We start from the raw sequence: 18,921 nt of genomic DNA on the forward strand, positions 1-18,921 counted from the left end.
GTCATCCCTCCAAATTGGTGAAAAAATAGAGCGCTATATGTTGAATATAGCGCTCATTCAAATGTTTATTCGACGATTTCAATTTCTGAAACACTTAGGGAGCCGTCCGGTAACAGATAAACTCCTTGTAAGTAGTTTTTCTTACCTGCCAATGTATTATCTGTTGATAAGAAAGCCCATGGCGCGTCTTCCCATATGATATTTTGTGCTTCTTCATACGCTTGTCCGCGTTTTTCTAAATCCGCAGTTTGTAAGGCCGCTAGGATTGATTCATCCACTTTCGGATTGTCGTAATACGCTACGTTATAAGAGAATGGAGGGTAAGCTTCTGTTCCACCAAGAAGTGGACGAATCCCCCAATCCGCATCTCCTGTAGATGGTGACCATCCAGCATAATACAATTCAATTTCAGCATCCTCTGCATTTTGAACGGACCAAATTCTATCAGACAACGTACCCGCTTCCATCGGTACCACTTCTACTTCTACATTGATCTGCGCTAATTGTTGTTGCAAAAATTCCATCGCTTTGATTGCGCTGGAATTGTTACCGCCCCACAGTTTTGTTTTAAAGCCATTTTCATATCCAGCCTCTTTTAACAAGCTTTTTGCTTTTTCAAGATCGAATGCATATGCATCCTGTTTCGCATAAAACTGTACATCAGACGCAATAACGGAATCCAGTACATTACCCTGGTTGTTCATCACTACTTTAATAAATGCTTCTTTGTTGATGGCATGATTTAATGCTTGTCTAACGCGCACATCATCATATGGCTTTTTCAATGTATTCATCGCCATATAACGAACAATAATAGAAGGGTTGCTTTCCACTTCAATACCATTTTTCCCATTAATGTTTTCCACTTGTTCTGTTGGAACCGGGTAAATGAAGTCCGCTTCACCGGTTTGGAGCATCGCAATTCTCGATCCATTTTCCGCTACCGGTTTGAAAGTAATTTTATCTACCTTCGGGAATCCCTCCAACCAGTAGTCTTCGTTTTTAACAATTTCTAGCCCTTCACTCGGTTTCCATTCCACAAATTTAAATGGACCTGTTCCTACTGGATGTCTCGCAACGTCATCGCCAAACTCTTCCAACGCTTTTGGACTATGGATTAATCCCGCCGGGTGAGCGAATGTATTGATCATCGCTCCGAATGGCTCTGACAACGTGAACTTCACTTCGTATTCATCAATCACTTCCGTTTTTTCGATCAAGCTATAAAGGCTATGTCTCTTCAATCCACTTTCAGGATCTGCAAGTCGATCGAAATTCACTTTTACTGCTTCTGCATTAAAAGGTGTTCCGTCATGAAAGGTTACATTTTGACGTAACTTAAAGGTGAATTCCGTCGCATCATCATTGGCAAGATAGTCTTCTGCCAAAACTGGAACGACATTCATGTTTTTGTCAAATCCAACAAGCCCTTCAAGCATTGTCTTTTGAACAGATCCGGATAACGTATCATTGGTGTCATGCGGATCCATTCCTGTAAAGTTATCTTGCACTGCAATGACAATGTCTTTACCTTCTTTTTTCGCTTTTTCTGTTCCTTTAGCCGAGTCTTTGCCATCGCTATCATTTGAAGCGCTTGAACAGCCCGCTAAAATGAGAACCATCGATAACGCTAGTAAAGATAGTACACTCAACGCTTTCTTCATCCCTAACTCCCCTTTACCTTCTTGTTTTATGAAAATATGCATTACGCATTTTTCAACGAAAAAGTTGGACGTAATTGCCCAATGACTTCTTGTCTTGCGTTTTTCAAATTTGGATAGTGATAGTCTTGTAAAAGTTCAAGTTGTCTATCCGTTAACAAGTTCAGCTGTTTTAACACTTCAACCGCAACAGGCGATGTAGCTCGGGCATTTCCATCTTCAATTTTGATAGCAATCCCGATACCGGTTTCTTTATCACCAATACAGTAAACGCCCTCCGCTCCAGCTTTTCCAAACATACGGCCATCTTCAACGTGCATAAAGTCCGTACAGAAGCGGTGTGTGCCTCCGACCATTTCCGGTGCAGCCATCATCGCAGCGGTAACTTGTTCAATCGCTTTTTTTCTGTTTTCCGGAAGGGTTTCCGGATTCGCCATTTTCGCAAAACCTAATGCAAGGTTTCTCAACGGAATTCCGTGAACAGGAACTCCACAACCATCAATACCGATTTCTATTTCGTTAATGGGTATTTCAGAGAGATTGCTGATTACTTCTAGGATTCTTTTTTGCACGGGATGATCGATCTTATAATAATCTTCCAAACTCTCTTCCATAAATTTTGCCGTTGTAAGCATGCCGCTGTGTTTACCGGAACAATTATTGAATTCTGGTGTAACTTCTTTACCTTCCTTCATCAACTTCTCATAAGCTTCTTGCCAACGTGGAGGATGTGTGCCGCATTTCAAACTGTCTGTCGTTAAACCCAATCGACTCAAAATTTCCAATACTCGGTCAGTATGCTGCGCTTCTCCACTGTGCGATGCACAAGCAAGCGAAAGGTCTGCTTGATCATATTGGTAAAAATCTGCAGCTCCAGTTTCAACAATTGGAACCGCTTGCAAAGGTTTCATCGACGATCGCGCAAACGTTACTCGATTCGGATCTCCATTGTAGTAGAGTAGTTTTCCTTCACTGTTCACAACAGCAATATGACCTAAGTGTGTACTTTCAACAATGCTACCTCTTATTACGTCTACTAACTGTTCTTCCCCCATGGTTACACCTCATATTATCTATAATTTCTAATAACATTAACCCATAATTCAACATATTACAACACTTTTTTAAAAATAATTCGGAATACATGGAAACCTGGCGCTACATTGAAAGTCGGAAAAGAACGATAATAAGGGCTGTATTGTCTAAATAAGTTTTTGTGTTCCTAGACGACAAAAAGCGTTGCCCACCTGCCTAAACTTGAAATCTCTTGGCATCGACTTCTCAGCAACTCATGACTTCATTCTGCTCCAGCAACAAAAAAGAGTTCATAAGCAACCTTTTTTTCATTGCTTATTGGAGGAACGAATTCACTTTAATCGGCTTAGTACCTGCAACTGATAACGTCTCTTTGTTCTTTATTTCCATACAGCAATTACACACATTCAAACTTAATACAACTCATTATGTAAAAATGAGGTTGAAAGCACTCAAGTGAAATGGCGTCCCGATAGTCTAGATGCCCCCATTCATAGTTATCTACAATTCGAGGTTTTATAATTTTCTTGACGACAAAAAAGACCGAACCCATAGTGGATTCAGCCTGATTGTTTATCAATTTTCCTAGCAACCCGTTCTCCCATTTCCGGCGATGCATTATACAGATAGGTTAAAACAATGCGCCGCGTTTCAGGGGATATGACCGCAAGATCAACAGAAAGATTATGAATCAAGTGGTCTTTCTGTACAGGGGAAAGACCTTGATAAAATTGGCCGGCTTGTGTAAAGTTATCCTCCTTCGGCAAACCAGCTCGGACGAGACGACCTTCCACATATCTCCCTTTCCCACTCGTTACAAGCGAAGCTGGCGACCAATTTTTCTGATTGTTGATTGGTATTTTGCGAAAATCCGGTCCAAGTCGGTGACGCTGGGAATCCCAGTAAATATTGGCCCGCCCTTGTAGCATCTTGTCGTCTGACAATTCAGTACCTTCCAATAGATTCGACGGGGAAAATGCCACTTTTTCCACTTGTTCCATATAATTTTCCGGATTCCGGTTCAATGTCAGGCGACCAACAGGCAAAAGCGGATACTGCCGTTCATCCCAAACTTTCGTATCATCCAATGGATCATAAGGAAGGGTGGTTGCATCGTCTGGATTCATCAATTGTACATAAAGCCCGTATTCAACAGGTTCTCCTTTTGCAATCGTATCATATAGGTCCTGGCCTGCAACATCCGGATTCTTCCCGTTCCATTGGTTGGCTTCTTGGCTGTCGATATACTGTTCCCCGGCATAAGGAATCCAGTGATATTTTACATAAGTACCAACGCCCTGCCCATTCCGCCACACAAAAGTGTTTACACTGTGCCCCGGCATATGACGAAAGCTTTTCAACGTCCCCATATCCGAGTATAGCCGAACAACAAAATGGGTGGCTTCGGGTGCTCTCGCTATGAAGCTCCAAAACCGTTCGGGGTCCATCAAGTTATTGACCGGGGAGGGTAATAACCCCTGAATAGCTTCTGGAAAGCGCAAGGCATCCCTTACTAAAAATACAGGGATATGATTGCAAACCAAATCAAAAATCCCTTCTCCTGTATAAAACTTGGTCGAAAATCCACGCACATTGCGGGAGGTATCCGGAGTACCTTTATTACTGACAGCAAGCGAAAAACGCACCGTCACCGGAACTTGCTGTCCAGGTTGTTGTAAAAAGGAAAGCTTCGTATAGTTAGCCATTGAATACACGGTCTCAAAGTAACCGAAAGCCCCAAAGCCTTTCACATGCACCGGTCTTTCCAGTATTTTCGAATGAATAAACGTCTCCAATGTTTCATGCAAAATATTATCCTGCTCGAGTACAGGACCTCTTTCCCCTACAGTTTGCGAATGCATTTCCTTTACCCTTTTTGAAGAACCCGTTTTCCGCCCCTTGTTATCTCTCATCGCTCCTGCCTCCTGTACCCGCCAGTTCATTCCCTCAGATACACTATTATTTATGTGGGACTTTATGTAATTATGAATGCAGTTGTACCGTCTGGCAGTCGGGAAAAATTTTGTTATCTTGCTATTACATCTTAAAAAACGCTCATTCTGGAGAGGTAACGGTTATACTAAAAGAGAGAAGAGGTGATTCCATGGCCCTTCAAGAAGGGATGCCATTGACGGACGAATGGTGGCGGGCCATCACACAGAATGATCCATCCTATGATGATGTCTTTATCTACGCTGTAACGTCTACAGGTATTTGTTGCCGGCCTTCTTGCCATTCAAGAGATCCGAAAAAAGAGAATGTCCGCATTTTCTACGATGTCGATGAAGCAGTGGCCGCAGGTTTCCGTCCTTGCAAACGCTGTAAACCCGGCGGTATTCGGTTGCCGGATGAAGAATGGGTAATCCAAATTCGCGAATATATCGATGCAAATTATCCCACTCCACTCTCGTTGGAAACATTAGCGGATATGTGTCATGGAAGTCCCTATCACCTACAACGCACTTTTAAAAGAATTGTCGGGAAAACTCCGATGGAATATATTCAACATATACGAATTTCACGGGCGATCAATGAATTGCAGTCGACCGATAAATCAATCGCTGACATCGGTTTATCAGTAGGACTTCCCAATACATCGTATTTCATCACTTTATTTAAAAATAAAATAGGACACACGCCAAAACAGTATCAAAAAATCATTTCGGAGGGACATGAAAATGGACAAAAACAATGAAAAGAATGTCTATTGGACGCTGCTGAATCATGGACAATGGAAGATGTATATTGCCGCCACAGAACAAGGGCTTTGTTATGTCGGTCCTCAAAATGCCCCCTTCGATGAACTCGCTGTATGGGCAAAGAAACGACTTCCCACCTACAGCCTAGTCGAGGATCAAGTAATGCTGCAGCCATACACGGTTGAATTGATCGACTATATCGAAGGTAAACGGAAAACATTTTCAAGGCCTGTGGATCTCCATGGCACTGTGTTTCAACAAACAGTCTGGAAAGCGTTGCAAGAAATACCATACGGCCAAACGATTTCCTACACAGACGTTGCGGAAAACATCCAAAAACCGCAAGCGGTACGTGCAGTGGGAACAGCTATTGGCGCCAATCCAGTCTTAATCATTGTCCCTTGTCATCGCGTCATCGGAAAAAATGGAAAGTTGACGGGCTTTCGGGGCGGCTTGGACATGAAAGAGCAATTATTGGCATTGGAAAAATAACATAAAACACACCTATATCCATACCAGTGCTTGCGAAATGGGGACCGCCCGTCTGGTTATGACCACCATGGTTAAAATGAGCGTTCCAAATTCGTGCTTACTCTATAACAAGAGGTGTAAAAATGGAAAATAGCTATCGCCAACAAATTTTCGAACTCATTGATGAAGATTATCAAAAGTTTTCCTCCAAGCTCATTCCGACGATCGATAATGTGTTAGGGGTTCGGTTGCCAGCACTACGCAAAATCGCCAAAGAGATTGCCAAAAGCGATTGGCGTACCTATTTAGAAACGGCTGAAAGTGAGTACTTTGAGGAAGTCATGCTACAAGGGATGGTCCTTGGGTATGTAAAGGCGGATATCGAGGAAATTTTGTCTTATATCACTGCATTTGTACCTAAAATTGATAATTGGTCGGTTTGTGACAGTTTCTGTATTGGCCTCAAGTTTACAAAAGTCAATCAGGAACGTGTTTGGGCGTACTTGCAGCCCTATTTAACCTCCGAAAAAGAATATGACATACGTTTCGGGGTTGTCATGCTCCTGAACTTTTACATTGACGATGCCTATATTGACAAGGTCCTTCATTCGCTCGATTGTATCAAGCATGACGGTTATTATGTGAAAATGGCGGTTGCGTGGGCCATTTCCATCTGCTATGTAAAACTACCTGAACCGACAACGATTTATTTGAACGAGAATGCACTTGATGATTTCACCTATAATAAAGCTCTACAAAAAATCATAGAATCTTACCGCGTCGATGAGGAGACCAAACAACGGATTCGAAACATGAAGCGTAAATAAGTCGACATTCGTTGCTTTTCATGCACTCCTCTTTTATACTTTTATCACTAAGTGGGAGGCGATCCAATATGTTAAAGACAACCGTATTCGAACAATTGAAAAAGGCCATGAGGGAAAAAGATACGCTTTCTAAAGGTGTATTAACCTTATTGAAGTCAGCGCTAGATCTTGCCGAAAAAGAAAAAGGTGCAGCCCTTTCAACTGAAGAAGAAACTGCCATCGTCAATCGGGAAATCAAACAGACGAATCAGGCGCTAGAAGGTGCACAAAAAGCACAGCGGGACGACTTGATCAAACAGGAAGAAGCAAAATTAGTGTTGCTCAAAAGCTTCTTACCAAAACAACTGAGCGAAGATGAAATCATCGCACTGTTGACAGAAGCCGGCGTCACCAAAGGCATGAACATGGGCGAAGCCATGAAAATCGCAAAACCATTACTTGCTGGAAAAACAGACGGCGGAACGATGTCGAAAGTTGTGAAAAGCTTGATCTGATTTTAATGAAACGAACCTCCATGTTTTCAAGAGGTTCGTTTTTTAGTTTAACTTGAATCAACAAAAATCCTCCACTTCATGTGGCACGTCAGCTACATTGGCTAGATGTTGAAGTACTGACCCCTTTTAACTTGCTTCAGCAGAAGTCCCCCACTTCTATAAGTGGCGGGATGAATGCTAGAAATGCATTCCATTCAGTGGGGGTTCAAACCCCGGCTGAATAGAGGAACTCAGGCTAAGGTCGCCGCGTCCTGAATGAAAGTGCCTTAATTTCTGCAAAAAAACGCAGAAATACGGCAAATCAAACCCTTCGCTGTTTGATTGGCAACGCCTGAGTGACCAACATCCTGTTTGCCCAAGCTTCCGGCGGATGTCACGGATTTTAAATGGAGTTAATTGAGCAAGCTCAATTCAAAATCCGGACGCAATAACGCCGAGGCGTTATTGATTTTAGTACATATCCTCTCCCTATCACGAATCACTCCGGTCCGCCCCGCTGCTAATATTCCCGTGATAACCGGGGACTGACTGTTTCTGATACTGACCAATCAGTGAAACAAACACCATGACAACAACACTAGTTGCTATTCCATACAAGATTGGGTTGGTCGACGATATACCTTCGATAGCCAGTCCAGTAAGGATTGTGATAGTACTAACGATAATCGAGTAAAAAGCAGCTTTTGCTGTCGCTCTTTTCCAAAAGAAGCCAAGTATAACAGGTACAAAAACTGCCCCTGATAATACTGCATACGCCACGTCAAGAGCAACGAGCACATTTTGAATCCAAAGTGCGAAGACAATCGTCGCAATGCCGATGATGGATGTAACCACTCTTGAAAGAATCAGGAATTGTTTTTCTTTGATGTTTTTGAAAAAATAGGTTTTTAGTATGTCATTTGTAATTAGTGTCGATGAAGCAAGTAATGTTCCCGATGCTGTGGACATTAAGGCCGAAATGACACCTGCGAGTACAAAGCCAAGAATACCGGCTGGAAGCGTTTCGGAAGCCATGCTAGCAAAAGCATTTTGAGTATCTTGGAGATTCGGAAGGACAATAAATGCACACATTCCAATTACACTTATAGCTAATCCATACAACAAGCTATAAATTCCGGCAAAGATAGTTCCCGTTCGAGCAATTTTGATTGTTTTTGCAGTAAAAATACGTTGCCAAATGTCTTGAGCAACTACCATACCCAGCCCAAACAATAAGAAATAGTGAAATATTTGAGATGAACCGATTCCTGAAAGACTGAAATACGTATCCGGCAACTGAAGCGAAAGTTGGCTCCAACCTCCTGCACTGGATACGCTCATAGGTAGCATGAAACAGAAAATACCAATCGTCATTACCAAAAATTGAACGATATCCGTCATGGTAACCGACCACATTCCCCCGAGTATGGTATAAAAAAGAACGATCCCTCCGCCGACAAGCATCGATGTAGTCAAATTCCAGCCAATCAATACGTTTAAAATCGTTCCCATTCCTATAACTTGAGTCACTGTCACCATCATCGCATAAATCGAAGCGACAAGTGCACTGATTAACTGTGTCTGTGTGTTAAAACGCTTCCCCAAAAATTCACTAATCGTCATTACTTTGAAATTTGTGATCCGTTTAATGAGAAAAAGGCCAAGTAGCATAATTCCAAAACCTAGCATGAATACAAGCCACATACCGGATAATCCATATTCATACCCAAGTTGCGCTGACCCAATTGTGGAAGCGCCTCCAAGAATGACGGCCGTGAGACAACCAAAATACATAAAAAACCCTAGATTTCTCCCAGCTAATATGTAGTCTTCCGCTGTCTTCGCCCTTCTGGATCCAATTACCCCCACCCCAATCAACACAGCAAAGTATCCAACCATTATTAAAACATCAATTATATTCACTGACTAACCACTCTCCATAGAATAGATTCTTGTCAATTACCGAGTTAGACGGCATTAAGATAATCTCTATCGTCTAAGAGGATAACGAGGGCACGGTAAACAATTTTAAATATTCGGTCTCATAGATGTACAAGAATGATACATAGTAGATTATGTCTCATTCTTGTACGATCAGTGAATTCGTTTGTCATTCATTCGGATAGATTGGAAGCTGAATGTACCAATGACTGTAGCCGCTTTTTCTTCAATGCTGTTAACGTAATCATTTCGTACATCACAGCAGATGCCAGTGCAGCTGTAATTTCACTGCTGTCATGAGTTGGTAGAACCTCCACTAAATCAAATCCAACGATGTCGAGTCCGTCCAAACCTCTTACGTACTCTAGCGCTTCATAACTTGTAGGTCCACCGACTTCAGGTGTACCCGTACCTGGAGCATACGCTGGATCAACAAAGTCAATATCATAAGAAACAAATACAGGGCGATCCCCAACACGGGATTGGATGCGTCGCATAACTTCTTCAAATCCAATCTCTCTAACTTCTTTCATCGGAATTACTTCAAAACCTAATTTCCGAGCATCTTCTATATCATCCGGGCTATAAAGCGGACCACGCATCCCCACCTGAATCGAATGATCAACGTCCAGAAGCCCTTCCTCTACTGCGCGACGAAACGGTGTTCCATGCATATATTTTTCTCCATAATAATCATCCCATGTATCGCCATGAGAATCGAAATGAACAAGTGCAACCGGACCATACTTTTTGTGAAAAGCACGAAGATTTCCTAGTGATATAGAATGATCACCACCCATAATAATTGGAATGATTCCTTTCTCAAGAATAGGTCCAAGTTCTGAAACCATGTTATCGTATGTGCGATGAATATTCCCAGGGATGACATCAATATCCCCATAGTCGACACCGGAGCAGTATTCAAAAATATTAATATCCATATCCGGATTGTAAGGACGAAGCAAGACTGAAGAATTACGTATGTGTTGCGGGCCATATCGTTGCCCCGTTCGATTTGAAGCTGCTGTATCAAAAGGTACTCCCAAAACAACAAAATCTACATGATCCGTCGTCTTAATTTGTTCTAATCTCATAAATGTACGAACACCGCAAAAACGTGGTGATTTCGAAGAGTCTTTTGGTTGATACATGACAATCCCCCTAGTTTCTAAAATTTCTGCATCCACTTTTTATCAATGCAAGAACTATACCAAGATGAAATGTTAGAAAAACAGGGGGAGATTATTAGAATCCGCATGCAATTATGCATTAATTTAATCACCATTAATTTAATTTTGCATTTCAATGCTTTTTTGCATTAATACCATACTTTTTTAGCTTTCTCACAACATTTGATTGATTCACGCCAAGGTATTCCGCCATTTCGTATGTAGTCTTAAACTGTCTAACAGCTCGTTTCAACCAACGGATTTCAACTTCCTCAAGCGCTTCTCGCAAGGTGGAACCCCTTTCTTCCAGCTCTGCAATGTGCAAGCTATCCATGTCTGGTTGGTGTTCCTGTTGAGTGTAAAAGGGTAACGAGTCAGGATAAATTGTTTTTGTCTCTGCCGTAATGACAAGCCTCTCTACCATATTTTGAAGCTCACGCACATTTCCAGGCCAGTCATAAGCGACGAGTTCCTCTATTGTCGCTGCATGAAAAAACTTGCTCATCGCATTTTTTTCATTGAACTTTTGTAAATAGTAATGCGCAAGCATTGCAACATCCTCTTTCCGCTCTCTTAATGGAGGTATGGTAATTGAAATCACGTTTAGTCTATAATAAAGGTCCTGCCGAAACTTCCCCTGTTTCACCATTTCCTCCAAGTCCTGATTAGTTGAGGCGATTAATCGAAAATCAATGGTTTTTGATTTTATTCCACCTACTCGTGTAACTTCTTTCTCTTGTAGCACTTTTAGCAACTTGGCCTGAACCGGGAGCGGGAGTTCTCCAATTTCATCGAGAAACAGTGTCCCTTTGTCAGCAAGCTCAATGAGACCAGGCTTTCCTTTTTGGTTAGCACCCGTAAACGAACCTGCTTCGTAGCCAAACATTTCAGATTCAAATAAGGACTCCGGAATAGCTCCACAATTTACTTCGATAAACGTTTCTTTTTCTCTCTGACTCCCTTTATGAAGAGCCCGAGCAAATATAGTTTTTCCTACTCCAGATTCTCCTAAAAAGACAACTGAAGCATCTGACTTTGCAACTCGCTGTATAAGTTGCCACACTCTCTGAATAGACTTACTTTGAATAACCATATTTTCGAGACCATGTTCTTTTTCCCTAAGTTCTTGAATTTCCGATTGATATCTTTCCATTGTTGTTCGTAATTCTTCGTAGTCCTCTTTTAAATGCTGAAGCTCTGTCAAATCATGTGAAAAGCTAATAACCCGGATAATCTCCCCTGCTTCATCGAAAACAGGAATCCCTGTTGCCATGACCGATCGTTCGGTTGCAGTATACTGCATTACCTGTACTTCCTTACGCTCTTCTAATACTCTCTTGGTTACAGAGGGTGAAAATACATTTTCCGCTTCAAGTTCAGTCACCGACTTCCCAATCAAAGACAAAGGATCCATTCCATAAATACCATTGCTATTGGGACTAGCCCTTAACACGATTCCTTTTCCATCCGTAATGACAATGTTATCTTTTGACGCTCTTACTAGAGCATTAAGTTCAAGCTCCAACATTTCAAGCTTTTCCATGTAACCACCTATCTTTCTTTAAATGTTTAGTGCCTGTTTAAGACATTCTGGCAATTGGCATTCTATTCACAGCGTCCACCGCCCTCACCATATGCTTCAATTTCAAGAACCTAAAAAATAAAATGATTGAGTATTCCACCACTTATTCATCATACTTGAATTCTCAAGGAAAGTTTAGTAGCAGTCACATGAATAACTGAGGGAAAGTAGTCGGCAAAACGACGTGAAAATTTTTTCTAAAAAAATAAAAGGTCCTAAACAATACAGGATTGTTTAGAAGCTTTTATTTTTCGGAAAACGGCTATTACTTATAGAAAGCTGGCTTTAATTCTGCCGAATTATTGAGTGACAAGATCAACAGATTTCACTTTGTGATAGAATTCAACGAAGTTTTTAACAACGGAATCCAAGAAATCAACGGTACCTTGATCTGTGATTTCTCCAGCTTCATTTATTTTTTCATGTATTGAACCAATGTAGACTTCGTTATTCGGTAATACGATAGGTGATAAGTTAGGGTTTGACAAGATTTCTCTTAAATGCATTTGAGCACGGACACTTCCCAAGGCCCCCATAGAAGCCCCTACGATAAATGCTGGCTTATCTTTGATTTCAAAATCCCCGCCACGTGATAACCAGTCGATTGCATTTTTCAAAGCACCTGGAATTGAAAAGTTGTACTCGGGCACTGCGAATAGGACTGCATCTGAATCCTTAACAGCCTCTTTAAACTTTTCCGCATTTGCCGGTACATTATTTTCAATATCCACTGAATACATTTCAACGTCATTGATCAATACAGGGGTAATATCCAATTGATCGGCATAACGCTTTTTCATAAACTCAACCACTTTTAAGTTGAATGAATTTGAACTTGTGCTACCTATAATCGCTTTTACTTGAATAGTCATGATTATGATCTCCTTTTTATCTTTGCAATATGCAAAGTGTTAGTTTGTTACCTTATGTAAGTAACTATACATATGTAATATTTAATAGTCAAGTATTTGAATTGGGAAGGCGAACGGAACCATCTCTGAAAAAAAGCGATAGCCTCCACAGTTTATATTGTGACCGAAAAACCCTTACTTTCTATAATTGCAGAATGGCTGCAGAAGTACTCAGGTAAATAAAAAATACCGAGTTCCAAATCAAGCTCGGAACCCGGTACTTTTCATTCATCTTTGATTTCAATTTCATCGTCCTGTCCATCTTGTTTGATCTCAACTTTCCAAACAGCTTTTTCTTCATCAAATGCAATAGAGCGAATGATCATCCTGCCGTCTGACTTCTTTTTTGTAATTTCAATCGCTTTTTCAATCACTTCTGATTCTGAGAGCTTCGCATTTTTCGGCTTGTACTCAGGAAGCACTTCTACATACTTCGCACTTCCTTGTCCCGGGTAGGAAGTCAAAATCATACCGGAGTTTTCCACTTTAACTCGTTGGCCGATTTTTAATTCCTCAACTGCATTTGGATATGTGAAAAACACTGCACCATAAAAATCTTCCTGACCCCCGGTTGAACTAGGATCCGTTGGTATGGTGTCGACAACAAGCATCTTTTCTCCATCGACCTGCATGACATATGTCCCTTCCTTCGAAGGAGTTTCCGTAAATGGCAGATCTGGGTATGTCGTTGTTGGTTCACCAGGTTCCGCGACTAGCCTTCCTTGCTGTTCAAAATGAATGGTGTAGTCTGCGAACTGCTTTCTCAGTTCTGCCTGTTGTTCCTCTTTTAAGAAGTCATGGGTGATTTCAATGTTACCTGTCTTTGTGTCTGTAGAAATGCCAAACGATCCGCGTCCGGATTGCATTGGCTTGAGTGCATTCAACACCTCCTCTTGCAAAAGCTCCAAGTCCATTTCTGCATAATCACTCCGATAAAAATAAATCGGCTTCGCTAGAATCTCTCCGGCATCCACTTTTGGTTGCAATACTTTCAATAATTCATCCAAACGGTCATCAGGTTCTTTTATTCCAATCCAAACGCCCGACTGTTTTGCGCCTTCAGTCTGATTTTCTAAAAATAATACACCTTCTTTTCGGAATGCCCCGTGACTACCATATACTGTTTCGATCGCGTCTGACGCTGCTAGGGCTTCTATTGTTTGAACAGCCATATCTTCCTCAAGTTCTGCCGATGGCTCACCATAAAACCCATTTTTAAAATCATCGCTTTCTATTTGCTTCTTAGCCTCTGCGTCCCGTATCGGCGTTTCGGTCACCGTTTGCTCAAGTTCCGCAATAATTTCACGATCGCTGCCGAATTTTGTATTGCTCTGTAATGGTAGCTGTTCCTCATCGTTTTCAGTAGCCCCGCATGCAGCAAAAAGGATTGAAACGCTTGCTATCAGGGCGAACCCCATTCTTTTCTTCATCTACGTGCCTCCTCTCCAACTCATATAGAGTTAGTCGGCTTGGCAGTTGTTTAGTTTCATCTATACATTTTTATGGGGCCTGATACGACAATGGTTTCATGAGTTTGCCGCATTCGAATACCTCTCCCATATAAATCAAAAAAGTACCGTGCTGTAGGACAATCCAACATTGCCCTGCAACACGGTACACTTTTAATTCCTATCTCACTTTCACTTGCCCACTTTTCTTTAATAAATACAGCAAATATGGTGCGCCGACTATGGAAACGAGTAAGCCCGCTGGAACTTCGTTGGGTGCCAAGACATAACGTCCTAAAAAGTCTGCCGCCAATAAGAGCATGCCACCCAGCAAAATACTGACCGGGAAAACGGCTTGATGCTTAATACCGACGATCCGCCTAGCAGCATGGGGAGCTAGCAACCCGATAAAACCGATCGTTCCGACAATCGAAACGCTGATCGCGGAGATGATCACTCCAACAATAATCATCCATAAACGGAGTCTGCTTGTATGGATACCAAAACCGATCGCCACTTCTTCCCCAAAAATTAACGCATCATATGTCCTGGAGAAATAATAAATAAGTGGCAGTAAAATGAGGCTCGTAACAAGCGCCATCCACACATGATCCCATGAACTCCCATACGTACTCCCAGACAACCATGTCAATGCTTGTGCTGCATACAGTTTGGATTTAACCATTAGGATTTGAATGATTGCGGAACAGACAGCGGATATCGAAACGCCGATTAACAGAAGCGTAACAGGTTGAAAACCGCCTCGGGAACTACATACCAAAATCAGTCCCGTCACGACAAAAGCCCCTACAACTGCACCGATTGGGACAAATAAATACGCTAAACCCGGAAACAGAATCATGAACAGCATGGCCGTCATCCCTGCACCGGAGGTCACCCCTAACACGGATGCATCTGCAAGCGGATTCCGCAAAACCGATTGAAACAGAACGCCTCCAGCTGCCATGAGCATCCCCACCAAGAAGCTGACAAGAATTCGCGGTACGCGGAAATTCCATACATATGTATTATGCGCAAGCTCTTGGCCAAGTAAATGCAGAGGCGTAAATTCAGTCCCACCAAACCGCAAACTCACGAAAAATAGACAAATGGTGATAATCAACAAGACACCATAAACGGCTCCCTTTTTGGGAAATAAAACATGCCCGCCTAATGGAGCGGATTTCCCCCGGACTGAACGCCCCATCTTCATCGCTAAATACACGATCCAAGGACCGCCAATAAGAGCAGTCATAGCGCCAACCGGTAATTCCGATGTCTGAGAAATAATACGTACCAATATATCCGCACTAACGAGAAGCAAAGCCCCCACAACAATATTGCCTAGGATCATTGAAAAATGTAACCGCAATCCGAGTAACCGAACAACATGGGGCGCGATAATACCGACAAAACCGATCGGCCCGACTACCGCGACTGTAATAGCCGCCAGGAAAATGGCGGCCAGCCAACCGACGAGCTTGATCAACCCGACCTTCTCACCAATTCCAATCGCGGCCTCTTCATCTAATAATAAAACATCCAGTTTACGACTGATCGCCAGCGTAATGAGGAGAACGATGCCAATCCATGGCCACGCAAATTGAACGCCTGACCAATCTAATTGAAGCAAAGTCCCCGATCCCCATAAAAACAAACCTGATGCTTCATTTGCAAATAGCAGTTGCAAAGCGGCTGTGAAGGACGCAAAAAGCATACTCACAATCATCCCTGTTAAAGCGACTCTTACGGGATCCAGCGTCTTCCCGACTAAACCCCATACGAGCATCGCAGCTATCAACCCGCCTCCAAAAGCAAGGAATAAAGGGTGCTTTCCACTGAGATGCGGAAAGAAAACCGCGAAAGCCACCACAAAGAAATTAGCTCCCGAATGAATCCCTAATGTACTTGCACTTGCCAGCGGATTTTTTGTCATCGTTTGCATGAGCATCCCTGCAACCGCTAAGGAAGAGCCCGCCAAACATCCGATGACAAATCGCGGCAAACGGCTATGCAGTAGAAAATTTTGTTGCTGCTCATCATGCCAAAGCTGTTGCCAAAAGTTGAAATACCCAGCGGACGCTTGTCCTTGGCTAACATGAATCGTCCCTAATAAAATAAAGAGCAGACAACCTAAAAAACCGATCGTAATGAATTTTCGTTTATCATTCTTCATTTTATTTTTGCAATGCAAGCAGTAAATTATCCACTAATGTCTCCATTGATAATACGCCCCCAAATGTCCACGTATCTCCACCGATATCATAGAGTTGATCATTTTTGACGAAGGTCAGTTCATTCCACGCTTTATTGTTTTGCAAGTTATCAAATAGCGGGTCATCCGGTTGAACAGCATGAATGAAAAGTGCATCTTCATAATTTGAAACTCCTTCGACGTTGGCGTCAATAAAGCCCCAAGGTGCATCTGTATTGTCTTTGATCACATTTTCCAAACCTACTTTTTCAAGCACATGACTCACCATGGAGTTTTTCGTGAACAAACGGAAAGTTGGTGCTTGGTTGACTGTATAGGCTTGTGTGAACAAGAACTCCCTAGTTGGTAAATTGAGCTCATCGATTTTTTTCGCAGCTTCTGCATATTTCTCATCTAATCGTTGAATGAGCTGTTCTGCTTCAGCTTCTTTACCTAGCAGTTTGGCAGTTGTTTTAAATGAATCAAATGAATTTTGATACAAATCTTTCGTCACTTCTGGCGAAACAGTGTCATAGAAAATAGTCGGTGCAATTTTTGTAAGTTGATCTTGAATGGCGCCATGGTTACTGGACAGTGTAATGATCACGTCCGGATTCAGCTTGGCGATTTCTTCTAAATTCGGCTCTTGGCGAGTCCCGACATCCACAACATCGTCCGCAACAGATTCACTAATTTTCACCCACTTCTTAAATCCTTCAATATCCGCCATGCCAACGGGTTGAACGCCTAATGCAAGTAGTTCCTCCGCAAAGTTCCATTCCAAAACGACAATCCGTTCAGGTGCTTTGTCAAATGTCTCGGTTCCCAATGCATGCGTGATTTCTATTTTTTCATTCGTCTCGCTCTGATTCGAATTTGTTTGACCACTTTTCCCTTTTTCTGCACATCCTCCTAAAACAAATAGGAGTGCCAGCATTGCAAATATAAACTTCTTCATCTTTATTTTCCTCCGCTCTTCATTTCATTAATAATGAGAATCAGTCTCAACTAATTATATTCTACTTGATTATCATTCTCAATAAAATTTTTAAGTTATTTTCTAACCAACATAAAAAGCGCCCCATTCTAAAACAATTTTGCATTGTTTAGAACGTGGCGCTTCTCTTATTTCGGTCTTTTAATTGAAAAGATTTCACCGATTTCCGCATAATCATGCCCGGCTAATCTGCTGACGGCAGCTAACCCTCTTGGATCAATTCTCCCCTTTTCATAAATAGCACTATCTATATGGAATTGCACAATCTTGCCTATGATCAAATCACAGCTAGGAGAATCCGAGTCCCCCAATTCCACGGCATGCTCCACAATACACTCCATCCGAATTTTAGCTTCCTTGACTCCTGGAACAGCAATTTTCAAACTCTCGATGGGCGTCAATTTTGCCAGTTCAACTTCACTTTGATCAGGCGGAAGAGTGGCGGCTGTTTCATTGACCTGTTCAACATTTTGTTCGTCCACAATATGTACGACGAATTCTTTGGATTCGAGAATATTTCTCGCTGTATCCTTTTGCTTTCCCTCCAATCGTTGGATCGACAATGAAATCATCGGGGAATTGGCGGATACAATATTAAAATAACTAAACGGTGCCCCATTTACTACCCCATCCTTGGAAAGAGTCGTAACGAAAGCGATGGGCCTTGGAATAATACTTCCTATCAAAAACTTATAATTTTCTCTTTCGGTCTGTTGAGCTGGATCAATCGAAAGCATTGCAACCAGTCCTTTCTATAGCCCTCTATCTGAGGGGCTTCATTTTAAGTCCATTATATCCTTCATACCTCTACAAAAATAGCAAGGAATGAACTTCCCCTTTATCTTCAATTCGAGATAATTGTATTGGAAAACTGATGGAGTTGTCCATATTTTCTAATACTCTTTATACTACCACTGTCACATAACAACAAAAACTTTATCCTTTTCAATATTTATTTATTGTAAATCGATAAATAAAATGTTAAATTCAATTTAATAATAAATCAGCGAGGTGCTTTTTATGAAACAAGGAACAACCTTATTTTTAAAAATAGCCGTTATTCTTATCGGACTCCCCATTCTTGCTTTGTGCATCTTTTTGGTACCCGAGATTGCAAATTTTGCAGCAGAGTTATATCCAGACGTTGCTTTAATGAAATATTACGTTTACCTTGATCTGTATGCGTCAGCAATCCCTTTTTATATTGCGCTATATCAAGCTTTTAAATTGTTAAGCTATATTGACAAAAATAAAGCCTTCTCGGCACTATCGGTAAAAGCTTTAAGAAATATAAAACGCTGTGCGATCGCAATTAGCGTCATTTATGTCCTAGGCATGCCCCTCTTTTATCTCATAGCGGAGGTAGACGATGCCCCTGGATTCATCGTCATCGGGATGGTCATTATTTTTGCTTCAGTGGTCATTGCGGTCTTTGCCGCTGTTCTCCAAAAACTATTACAAGAAGCAATTGAAATAAAATCAGAAAATGATTTAACGGTTTGAGGTGAAAACA

General features: G+C 41.7%; 16 protein-coding genes. 5 read left to right on the forward strand and 11 right to left on the reverse strand.

What is annotated here, in order from left to right:
* Positions 1-65: 65 nt before the first annotated feature.
* The 3 genes from ACFPRA_RS11960 to ACFPRA_RS11970 form a co-directional block, all read right to left on the reverse strand.
* On the reverse strand, positions 66-1,664 hold the full coding sequence (locus ACFPRA_RS11960; protein ID WP_381434552.1) for a glutathione ABC transporter substrate-binding protein: 1,599 nt from the start codon (positions 1,662-1,664) through the stop codon (positions 66-68).
* 41 nt (positions 1,665-1,705) lie between these two features.
* Complete coding sequence (locus ACFPRA_RS11965) at positions 1,706-2,716, reverse strand: asparaginase (RefSeq protein WP_381434554.1); 1,011 nt, start codon at positions 2,714-2,716, stop codon at positions 1,706-1,708.
* Between the two features lie 540 nt (positions 2,717-3,256).
* Complete coding sequence (locus ACFPRA_RS11970; protein WP_381434557.1) at positions 3,257-4,609, reverse strand: catalase; 1,353 nt, start codon at positions 4,607-4,609, stop codon at positions 3,257-3,259.
* Positions 4,610-4,800: 191 nt separating this feature from the next.
* Here ACFPRA_RS11970 and ACFPRA_RS11975 point away from each other — a divergent pair, with 191 nt between their 5' ends.
* From ACFPRA_RS11975 to ACFPRA_RS11990, 4 genes are all read left to right on the forward strand, one after another.
* Complete coding sequence (locus ACFPRA_RS11975) at positions 4,801-5,391, forward strand: bifunctional transcriptional activator/DNA repair enzyme AdaA (protein WP_381434560.1); 591 nt, start codon at positions 4,801-4,803, stop codon at positions 5,389-5,391.
* Positions 5,375-5,887 (forward strand): methylated-DNA--[protein]-cysteine S-methyltransferase, encoded by a 513-nt coding sequence (locus ACFPRA_RS11980; protein WP_381434563.1) that lies wholly within the window; start codon positions 5,375-5,377, stop codon positions 5,885-5,887. The genes ACFPRA_RS11975 and ACFPRA_RS11980 overlap by 17 nt, the downstream gene beginning before the upstream one ends.
* A gap of 122 nt (positions 5,888-6,009) precedes the next feature.
* Positions 6,010-6,693 (forward strand): DNA alkylation repair protein, encoded by a 684-nt coding sequence (locus ACFPRA_RS11985; protein WP_381434566.1) that lies wholly within the window; start codon positions 6,010-6,012, stop codon positions 6,691-6,693.
* 68 nt (positions 6,694-6,761) lie between these two features.
* Positions 6,762-7,187 (forward strand): GatB/YqeY domain-containing protein, encoded by a 426-nt coding sequence (locus tag ACFPRA_RS11990; RefSeq protein WP_381434569.1) that lies wholly within the window; start codon positions 6,762-6,764, stop codon positions 7,185-7,187.
* Between the two features lie 471 nt (positions 7,188-7,658).
* Here ACFPRA_RS11990 and ACFPRA_RS11995 read toward each other — a convergent pair whose 3' ends face one another.
* The 8 genes from ACFPRA_RS11995 to ACFPRA_RS12030 form a co-directional block, all read right to left on the reverse strand.
* Positions 7,659-9,089 carry a sodium:solute symporter family protein gene (locus ACFPRA_RS11995; RefSeq protein ID WP_381434571.1) on the reverse strand — a complete coding sequence of 477 codons (1,431 nt, stop codon included), beginning with the start codon at positions 9,087-9,089 and terminating at the stop codon, positions 7,659-7,661.
* A gap of 191 nt (positions 9,090-9,280) precedes the next feature.
* On the reverse strand, positions 9,281-10,258 hold the full coding sequence (speB, locus tag ACFPRA_RS12000; RefSeq protein WP_381434574.1) for an agmatinase: 978 nt from the start codon (positions 10,256-10,258) through the stop codon (positions 9,281-9,283).
* A 151-nt stretch (positions 10,259-10,409) separates the two neighbouring features.
* Entirely contained in the window at positions 10,410-11,819 is a 1,410-nt protein-coding gene (locus ACFPRA_RS12005; RefSeq protein WP_381434578.1) for a sigma-54 interaction domain-containing protein, read from the reverse strand.
* Positions 11,820-12,157: 338 nt separating this feature from the next.
* The gene (locus tag ACFPRA_RS12010; protein ID WP_381434581.1) at positions 12,158-12,730 is read right to left on the reverse strand and encodes an NADPH-dependent FMN reductase; all 573 of its coding nucleotides are present in this window, start codon (positions 12,728-12,730) and stop codon (positions 12,158-12,160) included.
* A 263-nt stretch (positions 12,731-12,993) separates the two neighbouring features.
* Positions 12,994-14,199 (reverse strand): DUF3221 domain-containing protein, encoded by a 1,206-nt coding sequence (locus ACFPRA_RS12015; RefSeq protein ID WP_381434584.1) that lies wholly within the window; start codon positions 14,197-14,199, stop codon positions 12,994-12,996.
* Between the two features lie 199 nt (positions 14,200-14,398).
* Positions 14,399-16,393 carry an iron ABC transporter permease gene (locus tag ACFPRA_RS12020; RefSeq protein ID WP_381434586.1) on the reverse strand — a complete coding sequence of 665 codons (1,995 nt, stop codon included), beginning with the start codon at positions 16,391-16,393 and terminating at the stop codon, positions 14,399-14,401.
* A gap of 1 nt (position 16,394) precedes the next feature.
* Positions 16,395-17,369, reverse strand: coding sequence for an ABC transporter substrate-binding protein (locus ACFPRA_RS12025; RefSeq protein WP_381434589.1), 975 nt, complete (start codon positions 17,367-17,369; stop codon positions 16,395-16,397).
* A 167-nt stretch (positions 17,370-17,536) separates the two neighbouring features.
* Positions 17,537-18,145 (reverse strand): flavin reductase family protein, encoded by a 609-nt coding sequence (locus tag ACFPRA_RS12030; RefSeq protein WP_381434592.1) that lies wholly within the window; start codon positions 18,143-18,145, stop codon positions 17,537-17,539.
* A 283-nt stretch (positions 18,146-18,428) separates the two neighbouring features.
* Here ACFPRA_RS12030 and ACFPRA_RS12035 point away from each other — a divergent pair, with 283 nt between their 5' ends.
* Positions 18,429-18,911, forward strand: coding sequence for a DUF2975 domain-containing protein (locus tag ACFPRA_RS12035; RefSeq protein WP_381434595.1), 483 nt, complete (start codon positions 18,429-18,431; stop codon positions 18,909-18,911).
* The last annotated feature ends 10 nt before the right edge of the window (positions 18,912-18,921 follow it).

This window comes from Sporosarcina soli (genome assembly GCF_042655805.1).
Lineage (GTDB): Bacteria > Bacillota > Bacilli > Bacillales_A > Planococcaceae > Sporosarcina > Sporosarcina soli.